A 25,808-nucleotide genomic window follows, 5' to 3' on the forward strand; every position below is an offset into this window, starting at 1 on the left:
CGCCGCGAAACACGCCAGAAGCACGACGTCCCTACGTCCCGTCCATGGATCCGGCGTTGGATAAAGGACTGGACGCACCTCCGCGAGCACAGGCCGATGAGCACGCCTACACCGAGCTGAAGCGGCGGCTGCTGGTCGGCGACTTCCCGCTGAGGATCCGGCTCGGCGAGGAGCGGCCGGCCACCCTGCTGTCGGTGTCGCGTACCCCGGTTCGCCAGGCCCTGACCCGGTTGCACCCCGAGCGGCTCGTCGAACGCCTGCCGGACGGCGGCTACGTGCCGACGGCGTCCAATCTGGTCGAGGTCCGGCAGTTGTACGAGGTCCGCCGAGCGTTGGAGCTGGCGACGCTGCACCGGCCGGTCGAGACCGGTGAACCACACGATCCGGCCGTCGTCGAGCCGCTGCGTGACGACTGGCTGGTGCTGCGCCGCGACACTCCGGAGCCGGATCCCGGCTTCGTGCTGCCCGACTCCGCTCCGCCGAGCGGATCGACCGGACGACCACGCAGCACCTCGGCATCCTGGAGGCCGTCCTCGGTGGCGACCTCGACACCGCCCACCGGGAATTCACGATGCATCTGGGGGAATCCGTCGCCGTCGTCGAGCAACGGGCCGCGCAGGCCCTGACCCGGATGATGGCCGTCGAGACAAGGCCGCTGCCCTGACCGCCGTGGCGACGCCGGCGGACAGCACCACCGCACTGCTGTCGGGCCGCCCTCGCCGGCCTGCCGAACCCGCCGGCGGTCAGGTTAACCGGCGCAGGATCTCCTTGACCAGCGGGCCGAGCCGGGCGGCGGCCCCGTGGCCCGGATCCCAGGTGCAGGCGACGCCGACGGCGGCCACCCGCCCGGTGTCAAGCACGGCGGTCACCGCCCGGCGCGTCGTCGGCGACGCCGACCCGCAGGCGGGCGCCGCGGCCATCGACCGACGAGCCGTCCACCGGACGGTCACCCCGGCGGCCACGACTGTCACGAGACTGCGACGACTCATGATCACGCAGTCTCACCAACCGCCGACGGCCGGAACAACCACCCCCGGGCCGGCTTGTCCCGCCGACCGGCCAGCTCGGCGGGACTATCGTCACCGCGCGACGCTCATCCGGGTCGCCCGGTCAGCCCTTGGTGGCACCGGCGGTGAGCCCGCCGATCAGCTGACGTTCGGCGATCGAGTAGAAGGCCAGCGCCGGGACCATCGCCAGCACGACGTACGCCAGCACCTTGGCGCTGTCGTCGGCGTACTGGCCCTGGAACTCCTGCACGCCCACCGGGATGGTCCACCAGTTCGGGTCGTTGAACACCACCAGCGGAAGCATGAAGTTGTTCCAGCTGGCCACGATGGCGAGCACCGACACGGTGGCGATCGCCGGCCGGGCCATCGGCAGCAGGATCCGCCAGAAGAAGCCGAACGGCGTACAGCCGTCGAGGATCGCCGACTCCTCCAGCTCCCCCGGTATGGCCCGGAAGAACGACCGCAGGATGATGATCGTCACCGGCAGGCCGAACGCGGCCTGCGGCAGGATCACCCCGAGCGGGTTGTCCAGCAGACCCATGGTGCGCAGCAGGATGAACAGCGGCAGGATGGCGACCGCGAACGGGAACATCAGCCCGATCGTGAAGAACAGGAACAGCAGTTCCCGCCCCCGGAACGCGTACCGGGCGAAGACGAACGACGCCAGTGCCGCCACCCCGACCACGATCACCGCGGTGGCCAGCGCGATCAGCGTGCTGTTGAACAGCTGCCGCCAGAACGATCCGGAGCCGAGAATCTCGAGGTAGTTCTCCGGTATCCACGGCGACGGCAGACCGAACGGGCTGTTGGACAGCTGGCGGTTGTCCTTGAACCCGCCGAGCAGCGCGAAGGCGATCGGTACCACGATGATCAGCCCGACGATGATCGAGACGGTGTGCAACGACAGGGACCGGGCCGGGCCGGGCAGCCGCGACACCCGGTCGCCACCCCGGTCGGCCCGCTGCGGCCGGGGCCGTGCGGTACGAGTCGGGGCGCTCATCGCTGGTCCCCCATGGTGGTCATCGCTCCTTCGAGGTCGCGGCGCAGGATGAAGCGTTGATACAGCACGGCGAAGGCCAGGCTGATCAGGAACATCGCGATGCTGATCGCGCTGGCGTAACCCACCTCGAAGCGCCGGAACCCGTACTGGAACATGGTCACCGCCATGGTCTCCGACGCGTTCAGCGGACCACCGCCGGTGAGCACCCAGACCAGGTCGAACAGCTGGATGCTGCCGATCACGGCCAGGAACATCGAGATCCGGATAGTCGGGGCCAGCAGCGGCAGCGTGACGTGCCGGAAGATCTGCCAGCCGCCGGCTCCGTCGGTCGCCGCCGCCTCGTGCAGTTCCCGGGGGATGTTCTGTCTGCCGGCGAGCAGCAGGACCATGTGGAAGCCGAAGTACTTCCAGGTCATCACCAGGAACACCGAGTACAGCACGGTCGACGGGTCGGACAGCCAGGTCGAGCTCAGGCTCTCCAGGCCGACCAGGCCCAGCACGTGGTTGGCCAGGCCCCGGTTCGGGCTGAAGACCATGGTGAACAGGACCGCGGTGATGACCTCGGACAGCACGTACGGGGCGAAGAACAGCACCCGGTAGACCGCCCGGCCGCGCAGCTTCTGGTTCAGCAGCAGGGCCAGCCCCAATGCGAGCGGCAGCTGGACGGTGACCGACAGCACCACCAGCAGGGCCCCGCGTCGCAGGTCGCCGATGAAGACCGGGTCGTCGAGCAGCCGGACGAAGTTGTCCAGGCCGATGAAGTCGGTCGGTAGGCCGCCGAACCCGTTCCAGCGGAACAGACTGGTGTACGCCGCGACCAGGATCGGGACGACGACCAGCACGCCGAACAGCACCAGCGCCGGCAGCAGGAACAGGCCGATGGTGATCCGGTCGCTGATCCGGCGACGTCTCAGGTTGCGGTCCATCGTCGCCGGTCAGCGCTGAGCGACGACGGTGACGGCCTCGGCGACCTGCTCCGGGGTCATCTGCCCAGCGATCAGTTCGGCGACCCGGTCGTTGACCTCCTGGCCGACCGCCGGTGCGTACGCCTGGTCCAGGTAGAGCTGGAAGTTGCTGGCGTCGGCCAGGGTCTCGGCGACGGCGGCGAGGTTGGGGTCCTCGATCGCGTCCTCGGCGCCGATGGTGACCGGCAGGAACGCGCCGGTTGCGGCGGCCCGGCGCTGCTTGTCCACCTGGCTGATGAACTCCAGGAACCGGATCGCGTCCGGCGAGGCGTCGCGGCCGATGGCGAACCCGCCGCCGCCGCCGAACGCGTCGGAGGCCGATCCCTGACCGCCGTCGACCACCGGGAACGGGAAGAAGCCGAGGTCGGTGCCGATCCCGCCCTCGACGCCGGACGCCTCCTCCTGGACGGCCGGGGCCCACTGGCCCATCAGCTCCATCGCCGCGTCGCCGTTGCCCATCGCCGCGGCCTGGCCGTCGGGTTCACCGTACGACGCGCCGAGGAAGCCCTCCTGGAATGGTTCGAGGGCGACCAGCTCGGCGAGCCGTTCGCCGGCGCCGATGAACGCCGAGGTGGTGAAGTTGTTGTCCTCGCCGGCCTGGCTCAGCGCCTCGACGCCGCCGATGCGCATCGCGAGGTAGGCCCAGTAGTAGTGGCCGGGCCACTTCTCGCCGCCGGCCAGCGCGATCGGTGTGATCCCGGCTGACTTGAGTCGGCCGACGACCTCGAGGTACTCGGCCCAGGTCTGCGGCGGTGCGGTGATGCCGGCGTCGGCGAACAGCGCCTTGTTGTACCAGAAGCCGACCATACCGATGTCGAACGGGACGCCGTAAAGTCGTCCGTCGATCTCGTACGGCAACGTCGAGGCCGGCTGCAGGATGTCCCGCCAGGGGGCGACCGCGTCGGTGATGTCCTGGCACAGCCCGGCCTCGACCTGCTGCCGGAGAACGCCACCGCCCCAGGTGTGGTAGATGTCCGGCGGGTCGCCGGCCTGGGTGACCGTTGTCAGCCTGGCCTTGAACGCCTCGTTCTCCAGCGGGGTGATGGTGATGCCGACGCCTTCGTTCTGCGCTTGGAACTCCTCGGCGAACGCCGCCCAGACAGGCAGCATCGGGTCGGTGTTCTGGATGTGCCACCACTCGATGCCCGCACTGTCGCTTCCGGAGTCGCCGCACGCGCCGAGCGCGACCGCGCCGGCTCCGAGGCCGGCAAGGCTCAGCAGCGTACGGCGGGAGAAGTGGATCGGTGTCGCCATGTGCCGTCCCCTCAGGTAAGCGGCGAGCGTGGTCCCACCCACCGCTGAATGCCGAGCAATCGACCGGTGTCACCGAAAATTTCACCTGCGGAACGCCATGAATTGGTGACGTTGCGCACGCTACGACGGCGTTGCCGCTCGGTCAAGACCCGGTTTCCACACAACGACCGTCGTCAACGGGCCGCAGAAGCCTCCTCGAGTGGCATACTTTCCGGAAAACTGCCGAAGATCTCGCCAGCCGAGCCCGGAGGACCACCGATGCCGACCGACACGACCGACGTGGCCACCTCGGCCCGGGTCATCACCAACCCCGTGCTGCGCGGGTTCTACCCCGACCCGTCGGTGCTGCGCGTCGGCGACGACTACTACCTGGCCACGTCGACCTTCGAGTGGTACCCGGGCGTGACCCTGCACCACTCACGCGACCTGGTGCACTGGCGCCCGCTCGACGGGATACTCACCGAACGACGACTGCTGGACCTGACCGGTGCCGGGGACTCGTGCGGGGTGTGGGCACCCGATCTGACGTACGCCCATGGCTTGTTCCACCTGGTCTACAGCGACGTCGCCAGCTTCGCCAGCGGCTACTGGGATCCGCAGAACTACCTCATCACCGCCCCGTCGATCGACGGACCGTGGTCCGACCCGGTGCCGCTGCACGCCCACGGCTTCGACGCGTCGCTGTTCCACGACGACGACGGCAGCACCTGGCTGCTGGCGATGACGGCCGACTGGCGGCCGGGCCACGACCGGTTCGGTGGCATCGAGATCCAGCGCTACGACCGCGACGCCCGGCGCCTGGTCGGCGACCCGGTCACCATTTTCACCGGCACGCCGACCGGGCTCACCGAAGGACCGCACATCTACCGGCACGACGGGTGGTACTACCTGGTCACCGCCGAGGGCGGCACCAGCTGGGAGCACCAGGTGACCGTCGCCCGGTCCCGCGCCCTGCTCGGGCCGTACGAGGCCGACCCGGCCGGGCCGATGCTCACCTCCGCCGGCCGCCCCGAACTGACCCTGCAGAAGGCCGGGCACGGCAGCCTGGTGCGGACCCAGCGCGGCGAGTGGTACCTCGCCCACCTGGTCGGTCGCCCCTACACCCCGCTGGGGCGGTGCGTCCTCGGCCGGGAAACCGCGATCCAGCGGGTCGACTGGTCCGCCGACGGCTGGCCGCGGGTCGCCGGTCAGGTCCCGGCCGAACAGGTGCCCGCCCCCGACCTGCCGGCGCACCCCTGGCCCGCCGAGCCGTCCACCGACCACTTCGACGCCGCGACCCTCGGCCCGCGCTGGTCGACCCTGCGCCGACCGGCCGGGCCGGACTGGACCGACCTGACCAGCCGCCCGTCACACCTGCGGATCGTCGGCGGCCAGTCCCCGGTCGGACGGCAACGCCCCAGCCTGGTCGCCCGCCGGGTGACCGCACCGAACTGCGTCTTCGAGACGCTCGTCGAGTTCCGCGCGGCCACCCCCCGCCAGCTTGCCGGGGTGACCGGCTACTACAACACCGAGAACTGGCACTACGCCTATCTGACCCGCACCGACGACGGTCGCCAGGAGCTGCAGCTGCTCAGCTGCGACAGCGGCCGCCGACAGTCCCACCCGCAGGCCAGCGTCGACGTCACCGACGTCGCACGGCTCGGGCTGCAGGTGGTGTTCGACGGCCCGGTGCTGAGGTTCGGCTACCACCGGGGCGACCACTGGCGCGAGCTGCCGGTCGAGCTGGACGCCACCATCCTGTCCGACGAGTACGCCGCCCGGATGACCGACGGCGAGCCGGAGGCCTGGGGCTTCACCGGCGCGTTCGTCGGGCTCTGGGTGCAGGACATCGGCAACGACGGCGGGTACGCCGACTTCGACCACGCCACCTACCGGGAGCTGTGAGCGACGGGCCGGGTTACCGGGCACCACCGTTGACGTACAGCGTCTGCCCGCTGACGTAGGACGCGTCCTCGCTGGCCAGGAAGGCGATCACCGAGGCGATCTCAGCCGGCTGGCCGACCCGGCGCAGCGGCGTCTGCTCCGCGACCTGCCGGCGGTGCTCGTCCGGGTCGACCCCGATCCGGGCGGCCACCGCCGCGGTCATCGACGTCGCCACATAGCCGGGTGCGACCGCGTTCACGTTGATGCCGTACGGCCCCAGCTCGATCGCCAGGGTGGCGGTGAGCCCCTGCACGCCGGCTTTGGCTGCGGCGTAGTTGACCTGGCCACGGTTGCCCAGCGCCGACCGGCTGCTCAGGTTGACGATCCTGCCGTAGCGGGCCGGCACCATGTGCCGCTGCGCCGCCCGGCAGCAGTGGAACATGCTGGACAGGTTGGTGCGCAGCACCGCGTCCCAGTCGTCGGCCGGCATTCGGAACAGCAGGTTGTCCCGGGTGATCCCGGCGTTGTTGACCAGGATGTCGAGCCGCCCGTGCGCGGCGACCGTCTGGTCGACCATCGCGTCGACGGCGACCGGGTCGGTCACGTCACAGCCGACCGCGACCGCGCTGCCGCCGGCCGCGACGATCTCGTCGACCACCGGACCGGCCCGCTCGGCGGTCAGGTCGACCACCGCCACCGTGGCGCCCTCGGCGGCCAACCGCCGGGCGGTGGCTGCCCCGATACCCTGCGCGGCTCCGGTGACCAGGGCGACCCGGTCGGCGAATCTGTCCATCGAAGCGGCTCCTTCGGCGCTGGGGTGAACCGGCGGGGGTGTTCGCCGGTGCGGACCCTCGGGTCGGCGCAGACCATTGTGCCCGGTGCCGGACGGTCGTTCACGGAGTGGGATCGCGGGCGTCGTAGTGGGCGAACGTCGGCTGGTGGCGGGCCAGCGCCGCCAGCACCACCAGGCAGGCCAGGCCACCGGCGACCGCCGCGACCGCCTCACCGGTCAGCTGCGCGGTGACGCCGAGCACCAACTGGCCCAGCTGCGGGCCACCGGCGACCACCACGATGAACACCCCCTGCAGCCGACCGCGCAGCGCGTCCGGCGTCGCCGCCTGCAGGATCGTCATCCGGAACACCGAGCTGACCGCGTCTGCCGCGCCGGCCAGCAGCAGCACCGCCACCGCCGCCCACAGCAGCGGATGCGCACCACCGCCCGGTGCCGGCCCCGGCGCCGCCACGACGATCAGCCCGAACACGGTGATCGCCACCGCCCAGCCGGCCACCGACACCAGCACCGCCAGGCCCTGCCGGCGCACCGCACCCAGCGGCCCGGAGAGCAGGCTCGCCGCCAGGGTGCCGCCGGCGATGCCGGCAGTGAGCAGCCCCACCGTGGTGGCCCCGCCGCCGAGCGCGGTCGCGCCGATCGCCGGGAACAGCACCCGGGGCATGGCCAGCACCATCGCCGCCAGGTCGACCAGGAACGTCATCCGCACGTTCGGCCGGGTGCCGAGGAACCGCAGGCCTTCCCAGACCGAGGCGAGCCCGGCCCGGCGGACCTCGCCTTCCGGTGGGATCGACGGCAACGCCACCAGGGTGGCCAGGGCCACCGCCACCAACGCCACCTCGATCAGGTAGGTCCCGGGGTAGCCCCACCAGCCGACCAGCACCCCGGCCAGCAACGACCCGGCCGTGTAGGCCACACCCATGGACAGGTTGGACAGGGCGTTCGCCGCCGGCAGCAGGCCGATCGGCAGCAGCCTCGGCACGATCGCGGTACGGGCCGGATTGTTGATCGCGAACAGCCCGTTCTGCGCCGCGACCAGGCCGTACAGCAGCCCGACGCTGCCGACGTCGAACAGCGCCTGCCCGGTGAAACCCATCCCGACCAGCAACAGGCCGGTGGAGGTGGCAACCACCACCCGCCGCCGGTCGTACGCGTCGACCAACGCACCGCCGTACAGGCCCAGCGCCACCAGCGGCACCAGCGCGAAGAACCCGACCAGGCCGACGTTGAATGTGGAACCGGTGAGGTCGTAGACCTGCAGACCAACCGCCACCGTGGTCAGGCTGGTGCCGATGCCGGACAGCGAGGCGCCGAGCCACATCCGGCGGTACGGCGCGCTGGCCCGCAACGGGCCGAGGTCGATCAGGAGACTGGGCACCAGTGGATCATGCCTCGCGCCGCCGCCCGCAATGACGTGTGCCGAGTCACCCGCCAGCGACCGACGGGACCACCTGCACCTGGGCACCGGCCGGGACCGGGGTGTCCAGACCGCCGCTGTGCCGGTGGTCGGCACCGTCGACGTAGACGTTCACGTACCGCCGGATCTGGCCCTGCTCGTCGCGGATCCGGCGGGCGAGTCGCGGCCAGCGGCGGGTCACCTCGTCGAGGACCGCCCGCAGCGTGCCGTCGGCGTCGACGGTGAGCCGGGCCTGCCCACCGCTGTCCGCCCGCAGCGCGCCCGGCACCAGCAGCGTCACCACCTCACACCACCGCGGCCCGGACACAGAGCACGTCCGGCAGGCCGGTGGCGACCGGTTGCCAGGAATCGCCCTCGTCACGGCTGGCGAACACGTCCCCGCTGCGGGTGCCGAAGTAGACCCCGGCGGTCGACGCGTCGTCGGTGGTCAGCGCGTCACGCAGCACCGCCGGATAGTACGGGTGCTGCGGCAGCCCGGCGGTCAGCGGCTGCCAGGTGGCACCGGCGTCGGCGGACCGGAACACCCGGCACCGGTCGTCGACCGGGAACCGCCGCGAGTCGGCGACCAGCGGGAACGTGTAGATCACCCCGGACCGGTGCGGGTGGGTGGCGATCGGGAAGCCGAAGTCGCTGGGCAGGCCGTCGGCGATCGACGACCAGGTGGCGCCGGCGTCGTCGGAGCGGTAGACGCCGTGGTGGTTCTGCGCGTACAGCCGGTCCGGGTCGACGGCGTCCCGGACCACCTTGTGCACACACTGGCCGAACTCGGGCCACTCGTCGGGCAGGAAGTACGCGCGGATGCCGGTGTTGCCGGGTGCCCAGCTCGCCCCGGCGTCGGCGGACCGGTAGACGCCGCCGGTGGACATGGCGACCAGCAGCGCGGCCGGGTCGCGCGGGTCGGGCAGGACGGTGTGGATCGCCTGGCCGCCGAAGCCGGCCTCCCACTGCGGCCGGTGCGGGTGCTCCCACAACGGCCGGACCAGCTCGAAGCTGGCCCCGCCGTCGGTCGACCGGAACAACGCCGAGGGTTGGCTGCCGGCGTACACCACGTCGGGCTCGGCGGCCGACGCCGGCGTGAGCTGCCAGACCCGCTCCAGGGCGGCCCCGGTGTCGCCCGGGAAGGCGACCGGCGGCTGCTCCGGCTCGGACCAGGTGCGCCCGAGGTCGTCGCTGGTCGCGACGCTTGGCCCGTAGTGCGAACTGGCCACCGAGGCGAGCAGCCGGGGCACCGCCCGGCGTTTGTCGATCGCCACCGCGTACACCGCGGTCATCGCAAAGTGCGGGCCGCTGACCTGCCAGCCGCGCCGGTCGTCGGTGCTGGTCGCGAGGAACAGACCTTTCTCCGTGCCGATCGCGAGCAGCGCCCCGGCATTCGGTGTCCCCATCGATTCCCCTCCTGGTCACCTCTGGTCACCGGCCGGCGACGTCGCCGGCCCGAACCGGAGTATGCCGAGACGGACCGACAGTTCAGGTCAGGTCAGCGGGGGTGGCGAGCTGGGCGTCAGTCGGGATCGGCCGTGCGGGCGAAGCCGTACCGCTCGGCGTGGTCGGGGTCGGCCGGGTCGATCTGGCGCAGCCCTTCGTCGGCCAACCGCTTGTTGATCTCGTCAAGGTGGTCGCGGACCAGCCGGGCCTCGTCGTCGGTGGTCTTGCCGCGGTGCGGTTTGCCGGCGTGCTCCAGGGTCGCGTAGTCAACCCGCTCGGCGGCCTTGCGGCTGGCCTTGGCCGGTTTGACCCGCTCGGCGGTACGCAGCAGCTGGGCCATCGGCACGTCGGTGGCGAGCGAGTCGAACTCGCTGGCGGTCAGTACCACCCGACGCGGCTCGCCGTCGCCCTGTCCGTCGTGGATCTCCACGACGGCGACGTCGAGCGCCGCGTCGTCGATGCTCTCCACCTCGTCCGGCCGGGCCTCCAGCCGCACCGGACCGGCGACCAGGTCGGGGTGTTCGAGGACGACGATCCGCACCAGCTCGTCCGCCGAGTCCAGCACGGCACCACTGAAATCGGAGACGTACACCGTCTTCCTGCCCATGTCGAAACATCTCCCGTCGGTCCGGATCGCTGCCGGCATCCGCTGGCGGCGGAGCCGGTCACCGAAGCTACCCGACAGGTGTGCGAAGACCGCAACAGCCGGGTCACTGGTGTGTCCGACCGGGCCGGCTAGAATCAGCCGGGTGCCCGGACCGGGCCACGGGTAGGATCACCACGAGGTCGAGAGGCGCTGCGACGGGCCGCGAGAAGCCCGCCACGCTCGGCCACGATCACGGCCCCTGATCGGGCGTGATCACCAGACAAGGGCGCCTCCGAGCTACCAGCGGAGGTGTCAGATGAGTCATGTGTCACGTGCCGGCGACAGCGAGCGGGCGCTGCGGGAGCTGCTGAGTCAGCGGATCGCGGTGCTCGACGGCGCCTGGGGCACCATGCTGCAGGGCGCCGGTCTCACCCCGGCCGACTATCGCGGCGACCGGTTCGTCGACCACCCCCGGGACGTCACCGGCGACCCGGACCTGCTCAACCTGACCCGCCCGGACGTCATCCTCGACGTACATCGGCAGTATCTCGCCGCTGGCGCGGACATCACCACCACCAACACGTTCACCGCGACCAGCATCGCCCAGGCCGACTACGGGCTGGAGGCGTACGTGCCGGAAATGAACCTGCGCGGCGCGCAGCTGGCCCGGCAGGCGGCCGACGAGTTCGGCGGCCGGTTCGTGGCCGGCTCGGTCGGCCCGCTCAACGTCACGCTGTCGCTGTCGCCCCGGGTGGAGGATCCGGCCTACCGCGCGGTCACCTTCGACCGGGTCAAGGCGACGTACGCCGAACAGCTGACGGCGCTCGCCGAGGGCGGCGTCGACCTGCTGCTCATCGAGACGATCTTCGACACGTTGAACGCGAAGGCGGCAATCGCGGCGGCCCGCGAAGTCGTGCCGCAGCTGCCGCTGTGGATCTCGGTGACCATCGTCGACCTGTCCGGACGAACCCTGTCCGGGCAGACCGTCGAGGCGTTCTGGCGCTCCGTCGAGCACGCCCGGCCGCTGGTCGTCGGAGTGAACTGCTCGCTCGGCGCGACCGAGATGCGCCCGCACGTGGCCGAGTTGGCCCGCATCTCGGACAGCTATGTCGCCTCCCACCCGAACGCCGGCCTGCCGAACGCGTTCGGCGGCTACGACCAGACCCCCGACGAGACGGGCGCGCTGGTCGGCGAGTTTGTCGACAGTGGGATGGTCAACCTGGTCGGCGGGTGCTGCGGCACCACACCGGCGCATATCACCCGGATCGCCGAGGCGGTCGCCGGGAAGGCACCGCGGCAGCTGCCGCAGCCGGTGCGGACCAGCCGGTTCAGCGGCCTGGAGCCGTTCGAGATCGGCCCGGACACCGGGTTCGTGATGATCGGCGAGCGGACCAACGTGACCGGTTCGGCGAAGTTCCGGCGGCTGATCGAGGCAGGCGACTTCCAGGCCGCCGTCGACGTGGCGCTGGACCAGGTCCGAGGCGGGGCGAACCTGCTCGACGTCAACATGGACGCCGACCTGCTCGACAGCGAGCAGGCGATGGTGACCTTCCTCAACCTGATCGCCACCGAGCCCGAGGTGGCCCGGATTCCGATCATGATCGACAGCTCGCGGTGGAGCGTGCTGGAGGCCGGCCTCAAGTGCGTACAGGGCAAGGCCGTGGTCAACTCGATCAGCCTCAAGGAGGGCGAGGAGGTCTTCCTCGACCAGGCCCGCAAGATCCGGGCGTACGGGGCCGGCGTGGTGGTGATGGCCTTCGACGAGCAGGGCCAGGCCGACACCACCGAACGCAAGGTCGACATCTGCGCCCGCGCGTACGACCTGCTCACCGGGAAGGCCGGCTTCGACCCGACCGACATCATCTTCGACCCGAACGTGCTGGCCGTCGCCACCGGCATCAGCGAACACAACGGGTACGCCAAGGCGTTCATCGACGCGCTGCCGCTGATCAAGCAGCGCTGCCCGGGTGCCCGCACCAGCGGTGGCATCTCCAACCTGTCGTTCTCGTTCCGCGGCAACGACGTGGTCCGCGAGGCGATGCACTCGGCGTTCCTACTGCACGCCGTACGGGCCGGGCTGGACATGGGCATCGTCAACGCCGGGCAGCTCGCCGTCTACCAGGACATCCCGGCCGACCTGCTGGAGCTGGTCGAGGACGTACTGTTCGACCGCCGTCCGGACGCCACCGACCGGCTGGTGACGTTCGCCGGCACCGTCTCCGGCTCCGGCACGAAGCGCGCCGTCGACCTGTCCTGGCGGGACGCCCCGGTCGCCGACCGGCTGTCGCACGCGCTGGTGCACGGCATCGTCGATTTCATCGAGGCCGACACCGAGGAGGCCCGCCAACTGGCGGCCCGGCCGCTCGAGGTGATCGAGGGGCCGTTGATGGACGGCATGAAGGTCGTCGGTGACCTGTTCGGATCGGGCAAGATGTTCCTGCCTCAGGTGGTCAAGAGCGCCCGGGTGATGAAACGGTCGGTGGCCTACCTGGAGCCGTTCCTGGAGGCGGAGAAGGAACAGGCCCGGCAGGACGCCGCGAACGTACCGGACGGGCAGCAGGAGGCCGCGGCGACCGCCGGCGAGGGCGGGCCGGGCACCGTGGTGCTGGCCACGGTCAAAGGCGACGTGCACGACATCGGCAAGAACATCGTCGGGGTGGTGCTGGGCTGCAACAACTACCGGGTGATCGACCTCGGAGTGATGGTGCCGGCCGCGAAGATCCTGGACACCGCGGTCGCCGAGAACGCCGACGCGGTCGGGCTGTCCGGCCTGATCACCCCGTCGCTGGACGAGATGGTCACGGTCGCCGGGGAGATGCAGCGGCGCGGGCTGAAACTGCCGCTGCTGATCGGCGGGGCCACCACCTCCCGGCAGCACACCGCAGTACGGATCGCACCGGCGTACGACGGCAGCACCGTGCACGTGCTCGACGCGTCCCGGGTGGTCGGGGTGGTCTCCGACCTGCTCAGCGCCGACCGGGTGGAGCGGTTCGACAGCGACAACCGGGCCGAGCAGGACCGGCTGCGCGAGCAGCACACCAACCGGCGGCAGCCGCTGCTCACCCTGGCCCAGGCCCGGGCCAACGCGGAGCCGGTGTCCTTCGACGATCTGCCGGTGCCGGCGTTCACCGGCGTACGGTACGTCGAGCCCCGCCTCGACGAGCTGCGGCCGATGATCGACTGGCAGTTCCTCTTCCTCGCCTGGGAGCTCAAGGGCAAGTACCCGGCGATCCTGGACCAGCCGGTCGCCCGCGAACTGTTCGACGACGCCAACACGATGCTCGACCAGATCATCGCCGACGGTTCGCTGCGGGCCCACGGCGTGTACGGCTTCTGGCCGGCCCATTCCGAGGGCGACGACCTGGTTGTCGCCGCCGGACAGGCCGACCCGCCGGGCGGCGGCACCGACAACGACCGGCCGGTACGGATCCCGATGCTGCGCCAGCAGACCACCAAACCCGCCGGGCGGCCGAACCGCTGCCTCGCCGACTACGTGGCACCGGCCGGGGACCATCTCGGTGGCTTCGCGGTGGCCGTGCACGGCGCGGAGGAGCTGGCCGCCGGATACGAGGCTGCCCAGGACGACTATCGGGCGATCATGGTGAAGGCGCTGGCGGACCGGCTGGCCGAGGCGTTCGCCGAACACCTGCATCTGCGGGCCCGACGGGACTGGTACGAACCGGACGCCGACCCGGATGTGGCCGACCTGCACGCCGAGCGGTTCCGCGGCATCCGGCCGGCGCTGGGCTACCCGGCCAGCCCGGACCACAGCGAAAAGTGGCAGCTGTTCGACCTGCTGGGCGCCGGGCGGGCCGGGATCGAGCTGACCGAGTCCGGGGCGATGACCCCGGCGGCCAGCGTCAGCGGCCTGCTCTTCGCCCACCCGGCGTCGCGGTACTTCACCGTCGGACGGATCGGCCGGGACCAGGCCGAGGACTACGCGGCCCGGCGTGGGATGCCGCTCGCCGAGGTGGAGCGCTGGCTGCGCCCCAACCTCGGCTACGAGACCGACTGAAACCGCGCCGCGCGGGCTGGGGAGGAATCAGCCCGCGGCGGTGAGGTCCGAACAGTCGGTCTCGTCCGGCAGCAGCGGGCGCAGGGTCACCGTCCACCGCTTACCCGCCGACGTCCACGGGGTGGCGGTGGTCGCGTCCGCCGCTGCGGACCGCAGCTCCTCCAGCGCCTCCCCGGTGACCGTCACGCAGCCGAGGTCGAGCGTCTCGGACAGCGATTCGCCGGGCAGTTCCGGGCCGGGCCAGGCCACCTCGGGCTGGCTGGCGTCGACCGGCTCGTCGACCGCCACCCACGGCTCGGCGACCGCGGCGATCGCGTGCGCGACGTACGGCTCGGAGTCCTCCGGTGCCGCGCCGACACCGCCGGACAGCTCGGTGAGCGAGTCGGCGAAGTCCCGCAGCTTGTCCCGGGCGGCGACCTGCTCGTCGGTCAGCCCGGCGTCGCCGGAGGTGTCGTCGGACAACGCGTACACCTCGAGTTGTTCGACGCCGTCCTCGGTCAGCACGGTGAACCGGGTCGATGTCGCGTCGGCCACCGGCGGCCGGCCCAGGTCCTGCTCGGTGCCGACCCCGGCGGCCAGCGCCTGCTTGACCAGCTCGTCGACCTGCTCCGCGCTGATCGTCTGGACCTGCAGGTTCGGCATGGCCGGACCGGGGTAGACCAGGATGGTGGGGCCCTGGGTGATCACTCGGCCGTCGGCGTACACACTGACTACCGGCAGCCGGGTCAGCAACGCCGCCGGCATGGTGAAACCGCCGGTGTGGTCCACCCGTAGGACCAGCGTGTCGGCCGGCAACGACGACCCGCCGGCAGTGCCGTCGGTGGACGAGTCGGTGCCCGGGTTCTGTCCGCACGCGGCGGTGAGCAGCAACAGGGAGGCAGCGGTGGCCGCCGCCCGTACGCCTCGAAGAATCGTCATGTCTGCTGAGACGTCGCTCGATCCCGATCGGTTCCACCCCAACCGGTTTTGTTCCCACCCGCCGGATCCGGGCCGGCGGACGCCGGGGCCGGGGGCCGGTACGGCGTAGCCGGCCGTCCCCAGCATCAGGGCCATGGTAACCGCTGCCGTTCCGGCGATCCCCGCCGCGCTGCCCGCGTACGCCACGAACAGCCGCCGACGGCTCAGCGCCTCCAGCGGCAGCCCGGCCACCTGGTCGGTCACCGCCATCGCGGCCCCGGCCGCCGCCAGCAGTCCGACCCCGGCGAGCAGCAGCAGCGCCAGCGACATCGGGTGGTGTTCGCTCGGGCGCAGCCCGTCGTCCGGCGACCGGGCCAGCGTGAGCGCGAGCATCCCGGCCGCCGCCCACCCCCCGACGACCAGCAGCGCCGCCACCGCGTCGCTGGGCCGGTGCCAGCCGGCGGACAGGGTGGCGACCCCGGCGGCCGCCGCGTAGCCGGCACCGGCGAGGGCGCCGATGCCGCGCAGTGCCGCCGGCAGCACCAGGACCAGCGCCACCGCGACCGAGGCGGCAACCGTGGTGTGCCCGCTGGGCAGGCTGTTGGCCGAGTTCGCGTCGACCGGGTCGACCCCGAACGACGGCCGGGCGACGGCGTACTTCACCCACTGGGTGGTCAGGTTGGAGCCGGCGACCACCCCGGTGGCGACCACCGCCAGCAGGACCCGGCCCCGGATCAGCGCGATGAACCCGATCACTCCGGTGGCCAGGGCGAGCGAGGCCACCGAGACCACACCGAGCACCGTGCTCGCCGGCCCGTACGCCTCGTCCTGGCCGATCGAGTTGCCGGTCAGCGCGATGGTGTCCAGCCACTGGCCGCGCCAGGTCCGCACGAAGACCCACCAGACCACGCCGAAGGCCGCAGTCTGGCCGGCGGCCAGCAGAAGGCACCAGACGCCCAGGAGAACCGCGCCGCGACTGCGCATGCCGTCACGGTAGCCGCCCGGCCCGGCTCCCGCGCTCGGTCAGAACGTCCCGCGCCCGGTCACAACGTAGGAGTCCAGGATCTCAGGACGTCAGAACCAGCCAGCGAACCAGTTCCAGACGCTGACCACCCATTCGGTCTGCCGCAGATAGGCGAACCCGACGGCGATCAGGTACGCCCCGGTCACCATGTGCGAGGCACGGGCACCGTGCCGGACCCGACCCAGCTGGCGTTCCAGCACCACCCGGCCGATCACCCGGCACAGCGCGAACAGACCCGCCCCGACCAGCATCGTCAGCACGAAGGTCAGCACCGGGCTGGTCAGGTTCCCCCGGGCGGAGATGGCCCAGACCCCCCAACAGACGAAGGCGAACAGGCCACCCAGCACGCTCCACTCGCCACCGCGACGCAGCTGGGCGAGCTGCTGACTCAGCGGTGGCCGGGGCGGCCGGATCCGGCCGTCCGACCAGCCCGGCCCGACCTCCGACGGCCAGCCCGTACCGGTCGGCTCGTGCGGCGCGGTGAACTCGGCGGTCGGGGGCGGCCCGCCCCGGCCGACCTGCGCCACCCCGCGCCGGAAAAGGCCGGCGACACCCGGTGCCGTCGGCTGGTCCGCGTCGGGTGCCGTCGGCTGGTCCGCGCCCGCTGCACCGGCAGCCGTACGCTGCGGCGGCACCTCCACGGTCCGCTCGGCCCAGGGTGTATGCCGATCTGCCATGTTTCCTCCCCACGGGTGCGGGCGGACCCCCGTACCATTTAGACGCTCACATCCGAGAGTAGCGAGCCGGCAAATGGGTCGCCGACCCCGCCACCGATCGGCTAGACAGAGCAGATGGATGCACCGCTTCCGATCCGGGCCGGCGTGCCGCAGGATTTCAACCCCGTGATGGAGCTGCTGCTGGCGGCCTTCCACCAGAACCCGGACCCGGAGCTGCACGACGTCGAGCAGGGCGTCTTTGAGCCGGACCGGTCACTGGTGGTCACCGACGGTGACCGGGTGGTCGGGCACGCCGGGGCGTACACCAGGGATCTGACCGTGCCCGGCGCGGTGCTGGCCGCCGCCCACGTCACCATGGTCGCGGTCGCCCCGACCCACCGGCGGCGTGGGCTGCTGACCCGGCTGATGCACCGCCAGCTGCGCGAACTACGCGACGGCGGTGAACCGGTCGCGGTGCTGTGGGCCAGCGAGGGCCGCATCTACCCACGGTACGGCTACGGAATGGCCGCGCAGCGGCTGGAACTGGATGTCGACCTGCGGGAGACCCGGGTGCTCGATCCGGCTGACCCGTCCGCTGGCCCTGGCGTCGGGTCGCTGCGCGTCGGCGACCCTGGGCAGCTACGGCCCGACCTGGCAGCGGTGTACGAGCGGCTGCGTCCCGGCCGTCCCGGCTGGTCCGGCCGGGACGGCCGGTGGTGGCGGTACGTGCTGGCCGACAGCCCGGCCCGCCAGTCCGGGCAGACCGCGCTGCGGGTCGTGCTGCACGACGGTCCGACCGGCCCGGACGGCTACGCCCTGTGGCGTACGGTGAGCGACTGGGACGCCCATGGGCCGAAGGGCCGGGTACGGGTGATCGAGGCGGTGGCCGGCAGCGTCGACGGATACCGGGCCCTGTGGCGGTTCCTCACCGGCATCGACCTCAGCCGGGCGCTCTCCTTCCGGTTCGCGGCGCTGGACGAGCCGCTGTTCCAGCTGGTCGACGAGCCCCGGCAACTCGGTGCCGCGCTCGCCGACAGCCTCTGGGTGCGGCTGGTCGACGTCGCGGCGGCGCTGTCCGCCCGCCGGTACGCCACCGGGGTCGACGTGGTCGTCGACGTCACCGATCCGCTGCTGCCGGAGAACTCCGGCCGCTGGCGGCTGACCGGCGACCGGGAACAGGCCCGCTGCGTACCCACCGACGAGCCGGCGGACCTCGCCTGCGGGGTGGCCGACCTGGCGGCGGTGTACCTGGGCGGACCGTCGCTGCGGTCGCTGGCCGACGCCGGTCGGGTACGCGAGCTGCGCCACGGTGCGGTGGCCGAGGCCAACACCGCGTTCGGCTGGGACCGTGCCCCCGCCGGCATCGAGATCTTCTGAGCCGGTCGCGGTACGGTCGGCGGATGGCGGACTTCGAACGGCGCAGGCGACGGCACCGGCACGGCGCCCCCACGGAACGTCCCGACAGCGGACCAGCCAACGCCAGCACCGCCGAGGTACACGACCCGGAGCAGGACGGTACGCCGGAGCCGGACGGCAGGCCCGTACCGGGGCCGCGCCCGCAGTCACCGGGGCCACGTACTCCGGAGCCGTCGCAGCGCGTCCCGGAGCCACCGCCGACGCACCGTCAACGCCGGCAGACGTCGGGCCGTTCAGCCGGTGGCGGGTCCGGCGGCGACGACCGGGACGCCGACCGTGGCCTGCGTGGACTGGTCGGTTCCGGCACCTCACAGGTCAGCATCTCGGCGGCGCTGCGGGCGCGGGACGCGTCCCGCCCCAGCGAGGACGACCTCACCAGGGCCGACGAGACGCTGACCATCGTCCGCCGGCACTGGGTGCCCCGGGAGGAACTGCCCCGCCGGGAGCGGTGAACCGGCCGGTCCCGACGTGACCCACCGGGCACCGAGAGGTGCCGCTGCGGACCAACGGGGTCAGGGCAGCGTTGGCAGCTTGCGGTCGATCTCGTACGCGCCGACCTGGGCGATGCGGCGGGCGTGCCGGTCGTTGCCGGAGAACCCGGTGGCCAGGAACGCCTCCACCAGCGTGGTCGCCTCGTCGAGGGTGTGCTGGCGGGCGCCGATCGCGACGACGTTGGCGTCGTTGTGGGTGCGGGCCAGCTGCGCGGTCTCCAGGTTCCAGGCCAGCGCAGCCCGCACCCCGGGAACCTTGTTGGCGGCGATCTGCTCGCCGTTGCCGGAGCCGCCGATCACCACCCCGAGGCTGCCCGGGTCGGCGACCACCCGGGTTCCCGCGTGCAGGCAGAACGCCGGGTAGTCGTCGTCCGGGTCGAACTCGTGCGGCCCGACGTCGGTCACCTCGTACCCCTGCTTGGCGAGGTGGTTGACCAGATGCACCTTGAGCTCGTAGCCGGCGTGGTCGGCTGCCAGGTAGACGCGCATACCGGCAGTCTCTCAGCGCCGGTCGGTCGGCCGCACAGCCGGGTCAGCCGATCTCACCGGCCGGATCTGCCGGCCCTCGACGGCTCAGCTGATCTCGGCCAGCACCAGACCGCCGCGCGCCTTCGGGGTGAACCAGGTGCTCTTGCGGGGCAGCTTCTGCCGGGCCAGGTTCACCGCGACGAAGTCGTCGACGGTGACCGGGGCGATCAGCACAGCCAGCTCGGCCCGGCCGGCGTCGACCTCGCCGGTCAGCCAACTGGCCGGATAGTCGCCGCCGACGTACGTGATCCGCTTGTCGCCCGGGTCGAGGCCGAGCACACCGCGCAGCAGCACCCGCTCCACCAGGGCGTGGTCGAGGTTGTCCACCCGGTCACCGTCGGTGGTCGGCAGGGTGACCTGGTAGCCGCGTCCGGCCAGGTAGAGCCGCACCGCGCCGCCGGAAGCCGGCACCGTCGGCGCACCGTCGAGCGCGGTCACCGTCGCACCGGCGTCAGTCAGCCCGGCCAGCGTCTCGTCCGGGCTCAGGGTCAGCTCGCTGACCAGCCGGTTGTACGGCTGGATGGCCACCGACGCGGGGGTGGTGACCACGGCCAGGAAGCGGGACAGGCCGCCGGTCTGCGCGGCCAGACTGCGATGGTTGCCGTCCGCGACGACCAGCTCACCGCCGCCGGCCAGCGCGCAGAGCCGCTGCTGCAGCTCTCCCGGACCGACCGGCCAGATCGCGTGGGTTCGGCCGGCCTGGTCCAGATCGGTCGCGGCCGGCGCGCCGGCGGCCTCGGTCGCTGCGGCGAGCGCGGCGTGCAGTTCGTCGCCGCGCCCGGTCTGCAGCAGCAGCACCGGCGACAGCAGATGTCCGACCGCTTCGGCGAGCGCGACCCGCTCCCGGACCTTGGCGATGAACACGTCCTCGTTGCGGATCACCAGACCCGGTTCGTCGGCGCTGGTGGAGATCTGATCGGTGTCGACCATCACGAACAGGCCGTACGCCGCCGCGTCGCTGGCCGGCTCGGTGATCCGGTAGAGCACGGCGACCTGCTCGGCCGGCGTGTAGCTGCCGTCGGCCCGGGCCTCACCGAGCCGCCCGGCGGCCGCCGGCAGGCAGTCGAGGAACGACCGGCCGAGGCTGTCCGGCGCCCGGTGCGGCATCTCCACCGCCAGCGCGCTACGGGGATTCGCCTCGATGATCGCGGTGATCTCGGCGTCGTCGGCGAACTCGTCGTAGTTCTGCGCGCCGGTCTCGCCGGTGGTGATCCAGGCGCGGGAAATCGGGTGAACGACCGTCATGGCGCGGACGCTACCGGCGGGGTCCGCTGTGACGACCGATACATCGGCCGTTTCCACCGGATGGACAACAGCCCGGTCGCCGGACCAGCGTGACGGACAGCGGCCCGGTTGCCCGGGCCGCTGTCGACGGCGGTGGCCGCAGTGACCGGCCGGACCGGATCATCCGACCGGAGTCGGGCGCCGGTGCCGGCCGCCGCCGGTCCGGGCCGCCGGGACCGCGCCGACCGTCGACGCCGGCAGCCCCGACGGTACGGCGACCGGCACCCGCTCCGTGTCGTGGACCGACGGTTCCCGCCGGTGCCGGCTGCCGTCACTCGCCACGCCCCAGACCCGGGCCGCGATCGCCTCGCGCAGCACGGGCAGATCCCAGTAGTCGGAGTCGATGTCGACCAGCATGTTGACCTCCGATGCGTCGGTGTGACCCGGTTTCCTGCCGGGCCGGCGGGGTGAACATCCTGGGCAACGACGTGGCCTGGGACGCGTCACGTGCGCCGCGCAGCGACACGCCGGGCGACATGGAACTCGTCACCGACACCGACGAACTGGTCAGTCGAACGTGGGATCCACCTCGCGGGACCGCTTCAGCTCGTAGAATCCCGGCGTCCCGGCGACCAGCAGCACACCGTCCCAGAGCCGGCCGGCGGCATCCCCGCGCGGTACCGGGGTGATCACCGGGCCGAAGAACGCGACCGGGCCGGCACCCTCCGGGCCCGGGGCGTGGATCACCGGCGTACCGACGTCCATCCCGACCGGGGCCATCCCGGCGGCGTGGCTGGCCCGCAGCGGGCCGTCCCAGGCCGGATCGTCGGCGGCGGCGGCCAGCGCCGGGTCCAGCCCGGCCTCGGTCAACGCGGCGGTGTAGAGCTCGGGTCCGGTCGGCTGCTTCTCCAGGTGGATCCGGTTGCCCAGCGCGGTGTAGAGGGCCCGTACCGCAGCGTCGTCGAGGTCCTGCTGGACCGCGACGGCGACCCGGACCGCCCCCCAGGCGCGGTCGAGGAAGTCGCGGTAGTTCTCCGGCAGGTCACGGCCCTCGTTGAGGACGGCCAGGCTCATCACCCGGAACCGGACGTCGACCGGCCTGACCTGTTCGACCTCCAACAACCAACGCGAGGTGATCCAGGCCCACGGGCACATCGGATCGAAGTACATGTCCACGGTCTGACGGTCGGACATCAGACTCCCCTTCTTCTTTGTCCGGCGGCTGTCCGCCGCCATTGTCCGGGTCACCTCGCCAGACGGCGCCCCAACCCAGCAAGTCCAGGATCTGGGCCGGCCTCGCCAGGCCCCCACGACGTGAAAGACTTGGCCGAACGGGGTCATTCCCAGCTGTCCCCGACGCCGCCGACGTCGACGTCGGCGGTTGAACGATTGGACGGAGGCACACGGTGGCTGGAGTGCGCAATCTGACCCAGGTCGAGGCGGCCGAACGCGCCCGCCTGCTCGACGTGACCGGGTATGACATCCACCTCGACCTGTCCGGCGCCGGCAGCGCCGCGGACAGCCGGGTGTTCCGTTCGACAACAACGGTCACCTTCCGCTGCACCGAGCCTGGAGCAGGCACGTTCATCGAGGTCGCGGCGGACCAACTGCACTCGGCGACGCTGAACGGCCAGCGGCTCGACCCGTCCGGCTGGTCGGCCGAGTCCGGGCTGGCCCTACCGGGCCTGGCCGCGGAGAACACGCTGGTCGTCGAGGCCGAGTTCATCTACTCGGCCAGCGGGCAGGGGCTGCACCGCAGCGTCGACCCGGTCGATGGCGAGACGTACCTGTACAGCCAGTTCGAGACCGCGGACGCGCAGCGGGTGTTCGCCTGCTTCGACCAGCCCGACCTGAAGAGCGTCTACACCTGGCACGCTGTCGTGCCGGCCCACTGGCGGGTCATCTCGAACATGCCGGTGGCCACCGAGGAGCCGGCCGGGCCGGACACCAAGACCGTCCACTTCGCCGAGTCGGCGCGGATGAGCACCTACATCACCGCGCTGTGCGCCGGCCCGTACCACGAGGTGCGACGCAGCCACGACGGCGTCGACCTGGGCTACTTCTGCCGGGCCAGCATGGCCGAGCACCTCGACGTCGACGACCTGCACCTGATCACCGCGCAGGGTTTCGACTTCTTCCAGGCCCAGTTCGGGGTCCGCTACCCGCTGCCCAAGTACGACCAGATCTGGGTGCCGGACTTCAACGCCGGCGCGATGGAGAACTTCGGCGCGGTCACCCACGCCGAGGCGCACTACATCTTCCGTTCCCAGGTGACCGATTTCGAGTACGAGCAGCGGGCCAACACCGTGCTGCACGAGCTTGCCCACATGTGGTTCGGCAACCTGGTGACCATGCGCTGGTGGAACGACCTGTGGTTGAACGAGTCGTTCGCCGAATGGGCCAGCCACTGGTGCAACTCGGAGGCGACCCGGTTCACCGACGCCTGGACCACCTTCCTGTCGGTCCGCAAGAACTGGGGCTACCGGCAGGACCAGCTCTCCTCCACCCATCCGGTCTACTGCGAGATGCCGGACCTGGAGGCGGTCGAGGTCAACTTCGACGGCATCACGTACGCCAAGGGCGCCAGCGTGCTCAAGCAGCTCGTCGCGTACGTCGGTCTGGAGCCCTTCCTCGCCGGTCTGCGCACCTATTTCCAGCGGCACGCCTGGGGCAACGCCACCTTCGACGACCTGCTCTCCGAGCTGGAGGCCGCCTCCGGCCGGGAGCTGCGCAAATTCGCCGCCCAGTGGTTGGAGACCGCCCAGGTCAACACGCTGCGGCCGGAGCTGTCGGTCGGCCCGGACGGCACCTACCAGCAGGTCACGGTGCTTCAGGAGGCACCGGCCGGGCACCCGACGCTGCGTACCCACCGGATCGGGGTCGGCCTCTACGACCTGACCGCCGGCCGGCTGGTCCGCCGGCACCGGGTCGAGGTCGACATCAGCGGTGAGCGCACCGAGCTGACCGGGCTGACCGGGCTGCCCGCCGCCGACGTGCTGCTGCTCAACGACGACGACCTGAGCTACACCAAGCTACGGCTCGACCCGGCGTCGATGGCCAACGTGGTGCAGCACATCAGCGCGTTCGAGTCGTCGCTGGCGCGGGCGCTGTGCTGGGCGGCGGCCTGGGACATGGTCCGGGACGGGGAGCTCGCCGCACGCGACTACGTCGCCCTGGTGCTCACCGGGCTGCCCAACGAGACCGACATCAACCTGGTGACCGCGACCCTGCGGCAGGCCACCAACACCCTGACGTTCTACGCCGAGCCGGGCTGGGCGGCGCAGGGCTGGGCCGACCTGGCCCGTACCGCCCGGACCGCGCTGCAGGCGGCGGAGCCCGGCAGCGGCTTCCAGCTGGCCTGGGCGCGCAGCTACGCCACGGCGGCCCGCTCCGACGGCGACCTGGCGGTGCTGCGTGGCTGGCTCGACGGGGCAGACGTGGTGCCGGGGCTGACCATCGACACCGAGCTGCGCTGGACGGTGCTGCAGTCGCTGGCCGCCAACGGTGCCGCCACCGGCGAGCAGATCGACGCGGAGCTGGCCCGGGACCGGACCGCCAGCGGTGAGCGGGAGGCGGCGCTGGCCCGCGCCCTGCTGCCGGACCCGGCCAACAAGGCCGCCGTCTGGGCCAAGCTGACCGGGCCGGACAGCCTGCCGAACTGGCAGCACCGGGCGTTGCTGCAAGGCTTCCAGCACTCGACGCAGGTGGAGCTGACCGAGCCGTACCGGACGGCGTACTTCGACGTGGTGGGCCGGATCTGGGCCACCCGGGACAGCGAGCCGGCGCAGGAGTTCGTCACGCTCGCATACCCGGCGTACCTGGTCTCCGAGGAGACCGTCGCGGCAACGGACGAATGGCTGGCCGGCGACGGTCACCCGGCTCCGCTGCGCCGGCTGGTCGCTGAGGGCCGCGACGGGGTGGTCCGGGCGTTGACCGCACGGGCCACCGACACGGCCGCCGCCCGCTGAGTGACTCCCGCGCCAGCCGCCATCGAGGTGAGGCTGAGACACCCTAAGACGCAGATTCAAGGTGTCTCAGCCTAACCTCGACGCGGCTCTCCGGTCCCCCGGCTCAGCCGACGCGCAGGGCGGCGGCCATGGGTGGCTGGTCTGGTGGTGCGCCGCCCCGGCGCATCGCCCACAGCGGCGGGCCGCCGGCCGGCAGGTGCGCGACCCGTACGATCCGGTAGCCGTGGCGCAGGTAGAAGGCCTGGGAGCGTGGGCTGCTCGCCTCTACCACCGCCGGCATGCCAGATGGTGGTGCCGGCCAGTCGCTTCCAGGCGGCCGGAGGTGAGCGTGTAGTGCGCGTACGGGCCGTGCCGGTCACCGCAGGCCCGCAATCTGCGCCGCTGATGCTCCGCACCGAGCAGCCGGTCGAACGGGTGCGGATACCAGATCGCCACCGGCGTCGCAGTGGCCGACGACGTCGACGATGCCATGCCGGACGCCGAACTCCACCTCGGCGGAGAAGAACCGGTGCATCGTCAGATACCGCAGCGCGTGATCATTGATCAGCCAGGACACCACCGGATCCAGCACACACGACTGCGCCAACAACTCGGCCAGGGGTTCGACGTCGGCGGCCGTGGCGGCCCGTACGGTCAGCATGGCCGCCACGTCCACACCAGGAACCGGTCGAACAACTCCGTCGCCGTGACGTCGGGCAGGTCGAACGCCGCCCCGGTCATCCGCTCGACCACTTGACAACCGCACCCGCCCAGCTCCCGCAGTTGTTCCATCACCGCGACCACCGGCCCCGGTTGACCCGGGTAGCATCCACCGCCGCCCGACCCACAGCGGCAGCCGAACCGGCACCGACCGCACCAGTCAGACTGGACGGCCCGGTCGGGCTGAACCGCATCGAATGCCGAGGTGCGCACTCCGGACACCGCAAGATCTGCCCGCACCTCGGACACCACCGCTGCTTCAACCGGAACGTGAAGAAGCCGACACACCACCCACCCAGCGCCGCCAACACGACTCCCACCAAGGTCAACACTCCTGGAGGACTTCCCGAAAGGGGTCCGCCGATCCGGAACCGAGCCCTGTCGATGTAACGTGGCGTGCCCGGCCGGACGTGGGCCGGGCTGCATGCAGCGGCGACCAACCAGAAGCGAGGAAGCTTGGACGCAGTGTCACCCCGCCGGGCCGGGAGTACCGGTCGAGCTTGATGCCAGAGATGCATCAAGATGCACCTGCGGCATCACGTCCCCGGAAGGCCATCGGGTCCCCCGAAGCAAGCCCGAGCGC

Annotated in this window: 24 protein-coding genes and 1 pseudogene; 6 read left to right on the top strand and 19 right to left on the bottom strand. The window is 71.7% G+C overall.

Annotated elements, in window-relative coordinates; all coding sequences use genetic code 11:
* The first annotated feature begins 56 nt into the window (after positions 1 to 56).
* Positions 57 to 626 (top strand): GntR family transcriptional regulator, encoded by a 570-nt coding sequence (locus O7610_RS13790; protein ID WP_289213449.1) that lies wholly within the window; start codon positions 57 to 59, stop codon positions 624 to 626.
* Positions 627 to 743: 117 nt separating this feature from the next.
* Here the strand turns inward: O7610_RS13790 and O7610_RS13795 are convergent, their stop codons facing one another.
* The 4 genes from O7610_RS13795 to O7610_RS13810 all read right to left on the bottom strand — a co-directional run bounded on the left by O7610_RS13795 (position 744) and on the right by O7610_RS13810 (position 4,226).
* Positions 744 to 989, bottom strand: coding sequence for a hypothetical protein (locus O7610_RS13795; RefSeq protein ID WP_289213450.1), 246 nt, complete (start codon positions 987 to 989; stop codon positions 744 to 746).
* A gap of 121 nt (positions 990 to 1,110) precedes the next feature.
* Complete coding sequence (locus O7610_RS13800; RefSeq protein WP_281551140.1) at positions 1,111 to 2,007, bottom strand: carbohydrate ABC transporter permease; 897 nt, start codon at positions 2,005 to 2,007, stop codon at positions 1,111 to 1,113.
* Positions 2,004 to 2,933, bottom strand: a complete 930-nt coding sequence (locus O7610_RS13805) for a carbohydrate ABC transporter permease (protein ID WP_281551141.1) — start codon at positions 2,931 to 2,933, stop codon at positions 2,004 to 2,006. The genes O7610_RS13800 and O7610_RS13805 overlap by 4 nt, the downstream gene beginning before the upstream one ends.
* Positions 2,934 to 2,942: 9 nt before the next feature.
* On the bottom strand, positions 2,943 to 4,226 hold the full coding sequence (locus tag O7610_RS13810; RefSeq protein WP_289213451.1) for an extracellular solute-binding protein: 1,284 nt from the start codon (positions 4,224 to 4,226) through the stop codon (positions 2,943 to 2,945).
* Between the two features lie 258 nt (positions 4,227 to 4,484).
* Here O7610_RS13810 and O7610_RS13815 point away from each other — a divergent pair, with 258 nt between their 5' ends.
* The gene (locus tag O7610_RS13815; protein ID WP_281551143.1) at positions 4,485 to 6,110 is read left to right on the top strand and encodes a glycoside hydrolase family 43 protein; all 1,626 of its coding nucleotides are present in this window, start codon (positions 4,485 to 4,487) and stop codon (positions 6,108 to 6,110) included.
* A gap of 13 nt (positions 6,111 to 6,123) precedes the next feature.
* Here the strand turns inward: O7610_RS13815 and O7610_RS13820 are convergent, their stop codons facing one another.
* From O7610_RS13820 to O7610_RS13840, 5 genes are all read right to left on the bottom strand, one after another.
* Positions 6,124 to 6,882: a beta-ketoacyl-ACP reductase gene (locus tag O7610_RS13820; RefSeq protein WP_281551144.1), complete on the bottom strand. Its 759-nt coding sequence runs from the start codon at positions 6,880 to 6,882 to the stop codon at positions 6,124 to 6,126.
* 100 nt (positions 6,883 to 6,982) lie between these two features.
* Positions 6,983 to 8,257, bottom strand: coding sequence for an MFS transporter (locus O7610_RS13825; protein WP_281551145.1), 1,275 nt, complete (start codon positions 8,255 to 8,257; stop codon positions 6,983 to 6,985).
* 46 nt (positions 8,258 to 8,303) lie between these two features.
* Entirely contained in the window at positions 8,304 to 8,579 is a 276-nt protein-coding gene (locus O7610_RS13830) for a ubiquitin-like small modifier protein 1 (protein WP_281551146.1), read from the bottom strand.
* A gap of 1 nt (position 8,580) precedes the next feature.
* Positions 8,581 to 9,681: a WD40/YVTN/BNR-like repeat-containing protein gene (locus O7610_RS13835; RefSeq protein ID WP_289213452.1), complete on the bottom strand. Its 1,101-nt coding sequence runs from the start codon at positions 9,679 to 9,681 to the stop codon at positions 8,581 to 8,583.
* Between the two features lie 116 nt (positions 9,682 to 9,797).
* The gene (locus O7610_RS13840; RefSeq protein ID WP_281551148.1) at positions 9,798 to 10,328 is read right to left on the bottom strand and encodes a hypothetical protein; all 531 of its coding nucleotides are present in this window, start codon (positions 10,326 to 10,328) and stop codon (positions 9,798 to 9,800) included.
* A 346-nt stretch (positions 10,329 to 10,674) separates the two neighbouring features.
* Between O7610_RS13840 and metH the strand changes: the two genes are divergently transcribed.
* Positions 10,675 to 14,322 (top strand): methionine synthase, encoded by a 3,648-nt coding sequence (metH, locus tag O7610_RS13845; protein WP_475049418.1) that lies wholly within the window; start codon positions 10,675 to 10,677, stop codon positions 14,320 to 14,322.
* Positions 14,323 to 14,349: 27 nt separating this feature from the next.
* Here the strand turns inward: metH and O7610_RS30865 are convergent, their stop codons facing one another.
* From O7610_RS30865 to O7610_RS13855, 3 genes and pseudogenes are all read right to left on the bottom strand, one after another.
* A complete protein-coding gene (locus O7610_RS30865; protein ID WP_281551150.1) occupies positions 14,350 to 15,240 on the bottom strand; it encodes a hypothetical protein in 891 nt (296 codons plus the stop codon).
* Between the two features lie 96 nt (positions 15,241 to 15,336).
* A pseudogene (locus O7610_RS13850) lies at positions 15,337 to 16,203 on the bottom strand (phosphatase PAP2 family protein); the annotation flags it as partial.
* Positions 16,204 to 16,293: 90 nt separating this feature from the next.
* On the bottom strand, positions 16,294 to 16,920 hold the full coding sequence (locus O7610_RS13855; RefSeq protein WP_281551152.1) for a hypothetical protein: 627 nt from the start codon (positions 16,918 to 16,920) through the stop codon (positions 16,294 to 16,296).
* Between the two features lie 114 nt (positions 16,921 to 17,034).
* On the opposite strand from O7610_RS13855, the gene O7610_RS13860 reads away from it, so the two are divergent.
* Both O7610_RS13860 and O7610_RS13865 read left to right on the top strand, forming a co-directional pair.
* The gene (locus O7610_RS13860; protein ID WP_281551153.1) at positions 17,035 to 18,276 is read left to right on the top strand and encodes a GNAT family N-acetyltransferase; all 1,242 of its coding nucleotides are present in this window, start codon (positions 17,035 to 17,037) and stop codon (positions 18,274 to 18,276) included.
* 23 nt (positions 18,277 to 18,299) lie between these two features.
* Positions 18,300 to 18,767, top strand: a complete 468-nt coding sequence (locus O7610_RS13865) for a hypothetical protein (protein ID WP_281551154.1) — start codon at positions 18,300 to 18,302, stop codon at positions 18,765 to 18,767.
* A 60-nt stretch (positions 18,768 to 18,827) separates the two neighbouring features.
* Here O7610_RS13865 and O7610_RS13870 read toward each other — a convergent pair whose 3' ends face one another.
* The 4 genes from O7610_RS13870 to O7610_RS13885 all read right to left on the bottom strand — a co-directional run bounded on the left by O7610_RS13870 (position 18,828) and on the right by O7610_RS13885 (position 21,752).
* On the bottom strand, positions 18,828 to 19,295 hold the full coding sequence (locus O7610_RS13870) for a ribose-5-phosphate isomerase (RefSeq protein ID WP_281551155.1): 468 nt from the start codon (positions 19,293 to 19,295) through the stop codon (positions 18,828 to 18,830).
* A gap of 84 nt (positions 19,296 to 19,379) precedes the next feature.
* Positions 19,380 to 20,579 carry a DUF1015 family protein gene (locus O7610_RS13875; protein WP_281551156.1) on the bottom strand — a complete coding sequence of 400 codons (1,200 nt, stop codon included), beginning with the start codon at positions 20,577 to 20,579 and terminating at the stop codon, positions 19,380 to 19,382.
* A gap of 159 nt (positions 20,580 to 20,738) precedes the next feature.
* Positions 20,739 to 20,975 carry a hypothetical protein gene (locus O7610_RS13880; RefSeq protein ID WP_281551157.1) on the bottom strand — a complete coding sequence of 79 codons (237 nt, stop codon included), beginning with the start codon at positions 20,973 to 20,975 and terminating at the stop codon, positions 20,739 to 20,741.
* Positions 20,976 to 21,125: 150 nt separating this feature from the next.
* Positions 21,126 to 21,752 carry a DsbA family protein gene (locus O7610_RS13885; RefSeq protein WP_281551158.1) on the bottom strand — a complete coding sequence of 209 codons (627 nt, stop codon included), beginning with the start codon at positions 21,750 to 21,752 and terminating at the stop codon, positions 21,126 to 21,128.
* A 221-nt stretch (positions 21,753 to 21,973) separates the two neighbouring features.
* On the opposite strand from O7610_RS13885, the gene pepN reads away from it, so the two are divergent.
* Entirely contained in the window at positions 21,974 to 24,526 is a 2,553-nt protein-coding gene (pepN, locus tag O7610_RS13890) for an aminopeptidase N (protein ID WP_281551159.1), read from the top strand.
* A 103-nt stretch (positions 24,527 to 24,629) separates the two neighbouring features.
* Here pepN and O7610_RS13895 read toward each other — a convergent pair whose 3' ends face one another.
* From O7610_RS13895 to O7610_RS13905, 3 genes are all read right to left on the bottom strand, one after another.
* Complete coding sequence (locus O7610_RS13895) at positions 24,630 to 24,806, bottom strand: hypothetical protein (RefSeq protein ID WP_281551160.1); 177 nt, start codon at positions 24,804 to 24,806, stop codon at positions 24,630 to 24,632.
* Positions 24,807 to 24,881: 75 nt separating this feature from the next.
* Positions 24,882 to 25,175 (bottom strand): hypothetical protein, encoded by a 294-nt coding sequence (locus tag O7610_RS13900; RefSeq protein WP_281567292.1) that lies wholly within the window; start codon positions 25,173 to 25,175, stop codon positions 24,882 to 24,884.
* Positions 25,160 to 25,300: a hypothetical protein gene (locus O7610_RS13905; protein WP_281551162.1), complete on the bottom strand. Its 141-nt coding sequence runs from the start codon at positions 25,298 to 25,300 to the stop codon at positions 25,160 to 25,162. Before O7610_RS13905 ends, O7610_RS13900 begins: the two co-directional genes overlap by 16 nt.
* Between the last annotated feature and the right edge of the window lie 508 nt (positions 25,301 to 25,808).

This window comes from Solwaraspora sp. WMMA2065 (assembly GCF_030345075.1).
Taxonomy (GTDB): Bacteria; Actinomycetota; Actinomycetes; order Mycobacteriales; family Micromonosporaceae; genus Micromonospora_E.

What these genes read in the sequence shown, in the direction of transcription:
- O7610_RS13795 (WP_289213450.1), bottom strand. Translation starts at nt 989, where the DNA reads ATGAGTCGTCGCAGTCTCGTGACAGTCGTGGCCGCCGGGGTGACCGTC.
- O7610_RS13800 (WP_281551140.1), bottom strand. Translation starts at nt 2,007, where the DNA reads ATGAGCGCCCCGACTCGTACCGCACGGCCCCGGCCGCAGCGGGCCGAC.
- O7610_RS13805 (WP_281551141.1), bottom strand. Translation starts at nt 2,933, where the DNA reads ATGGACCGCAACCTGAGACGTCGCCGGATCAGCGACCGGATCACCATC.
- O7610_RS13810 (WP_289213451.1), bottom strand. Translation starts at nt 4,226, where the DNA reads ATGGCGACACCGATCCACTTCTCCCGCCGTACGCTGCTGAGCCTTGCC.
- O7610_RS13815 (WP_281551143.1), top strand. Translation starts at nt 4,485, where the DNA reads ATGCCGACCGACACGACCGACGTGGCCACCTCGGCCCGGGTCATCACC.
- O7610_RS13820 (WP_281551144.1), bottom strand. Translation starts at nt 6,882, where the DNA reads ATGGACAGATTCGCCGACCGGGTCGCCCTGGTCACCGGAGCCGCGCAG.
- O7610_RS13835 (WP_289213452.1), bottom strand. Translation starts at nt 9,681, where the DNA reads ATGGGGACACCGAATGCCGGGGCGCTGCTCGCGATCGGCACGGAGAAA.
- O7610_RS13840 (WP_281551148.1), bottom strand. Translation starts at nt 10,328, where the DNA reads ATGGGCAGGAAGACGGTGTACGTCTCCGATTTCAGTGGTGCCGTGCTG.
- O7610_RS30865 (WP_281551150.1), bottom strand. Translation starts at nt 15,240, where the DNA reads ATGACGATTCTTCGAGGCGTACGGGCGGCGGCCACCGCTGCCTCCCTG.
- O7610_RS13855 (WP_281551152.1), bottom strand. Translation starts at nt 16,920, where the DNA reads ATGGCAGATCGGCATACACCCTGGGCCGAGCGGACCGTGGAGGTGCCG.
- O7610_RS13860 (WP_281551153.1), top strand. Translation starts at nt 17,035, where the DNA reads ATGGATGCACCGCTTCCGATCCGGGCCGGCGTGCCGCAGGATTTCAAC.
- O7610_RS13865 (WP_281551154.1), top strand. Translation starts at nt 18,300, where the DNA reads ATGGCGGACTTCGAACGGCGCAGGCGACGGCACCGGCACGGCGCCCCC.
- O7610_RS13870 (WP_281551155.1), bottom strand. Translation starts at nt 19,295, where the DNA reads ATGCGCGTCTACCTGGCAGCCGACCACGCCGGCTACGAGCTCAAGGTG.
- O7610_RS13875 (WP_281551156.1), bottom strand. Translation starts at nt 20,579, where the DNA reads ATGACGGTCGTTCACCCGATTTCCCGCGCCTGGATCACCACCGGCGAG.
- O7610_RS13880 (WP_281551157.1), bottom strand. Translation starts at nt 20,975, where the DNA reads ATGCTGGTCGACATCGACTCCGACTACTGGGATCTGCCCGTGCTGCGC.
- O7610_RS13885 (WP_281551158.1), bottom strand. Translation starts at nt 21,752, where the DNA reads ATGTCCGACCGTCAGACCGTGGACATGTACTTCGATCCGATGTGCCCG.
- O7610_RS13895 (WP_281551160.1), bottom strand. Translation starts at nt 24,806, where the DNA reads ATGCCGGCGGTGGTAGAGGCGAGCAGCCCACGCTCCCAGGCCTTCTAC.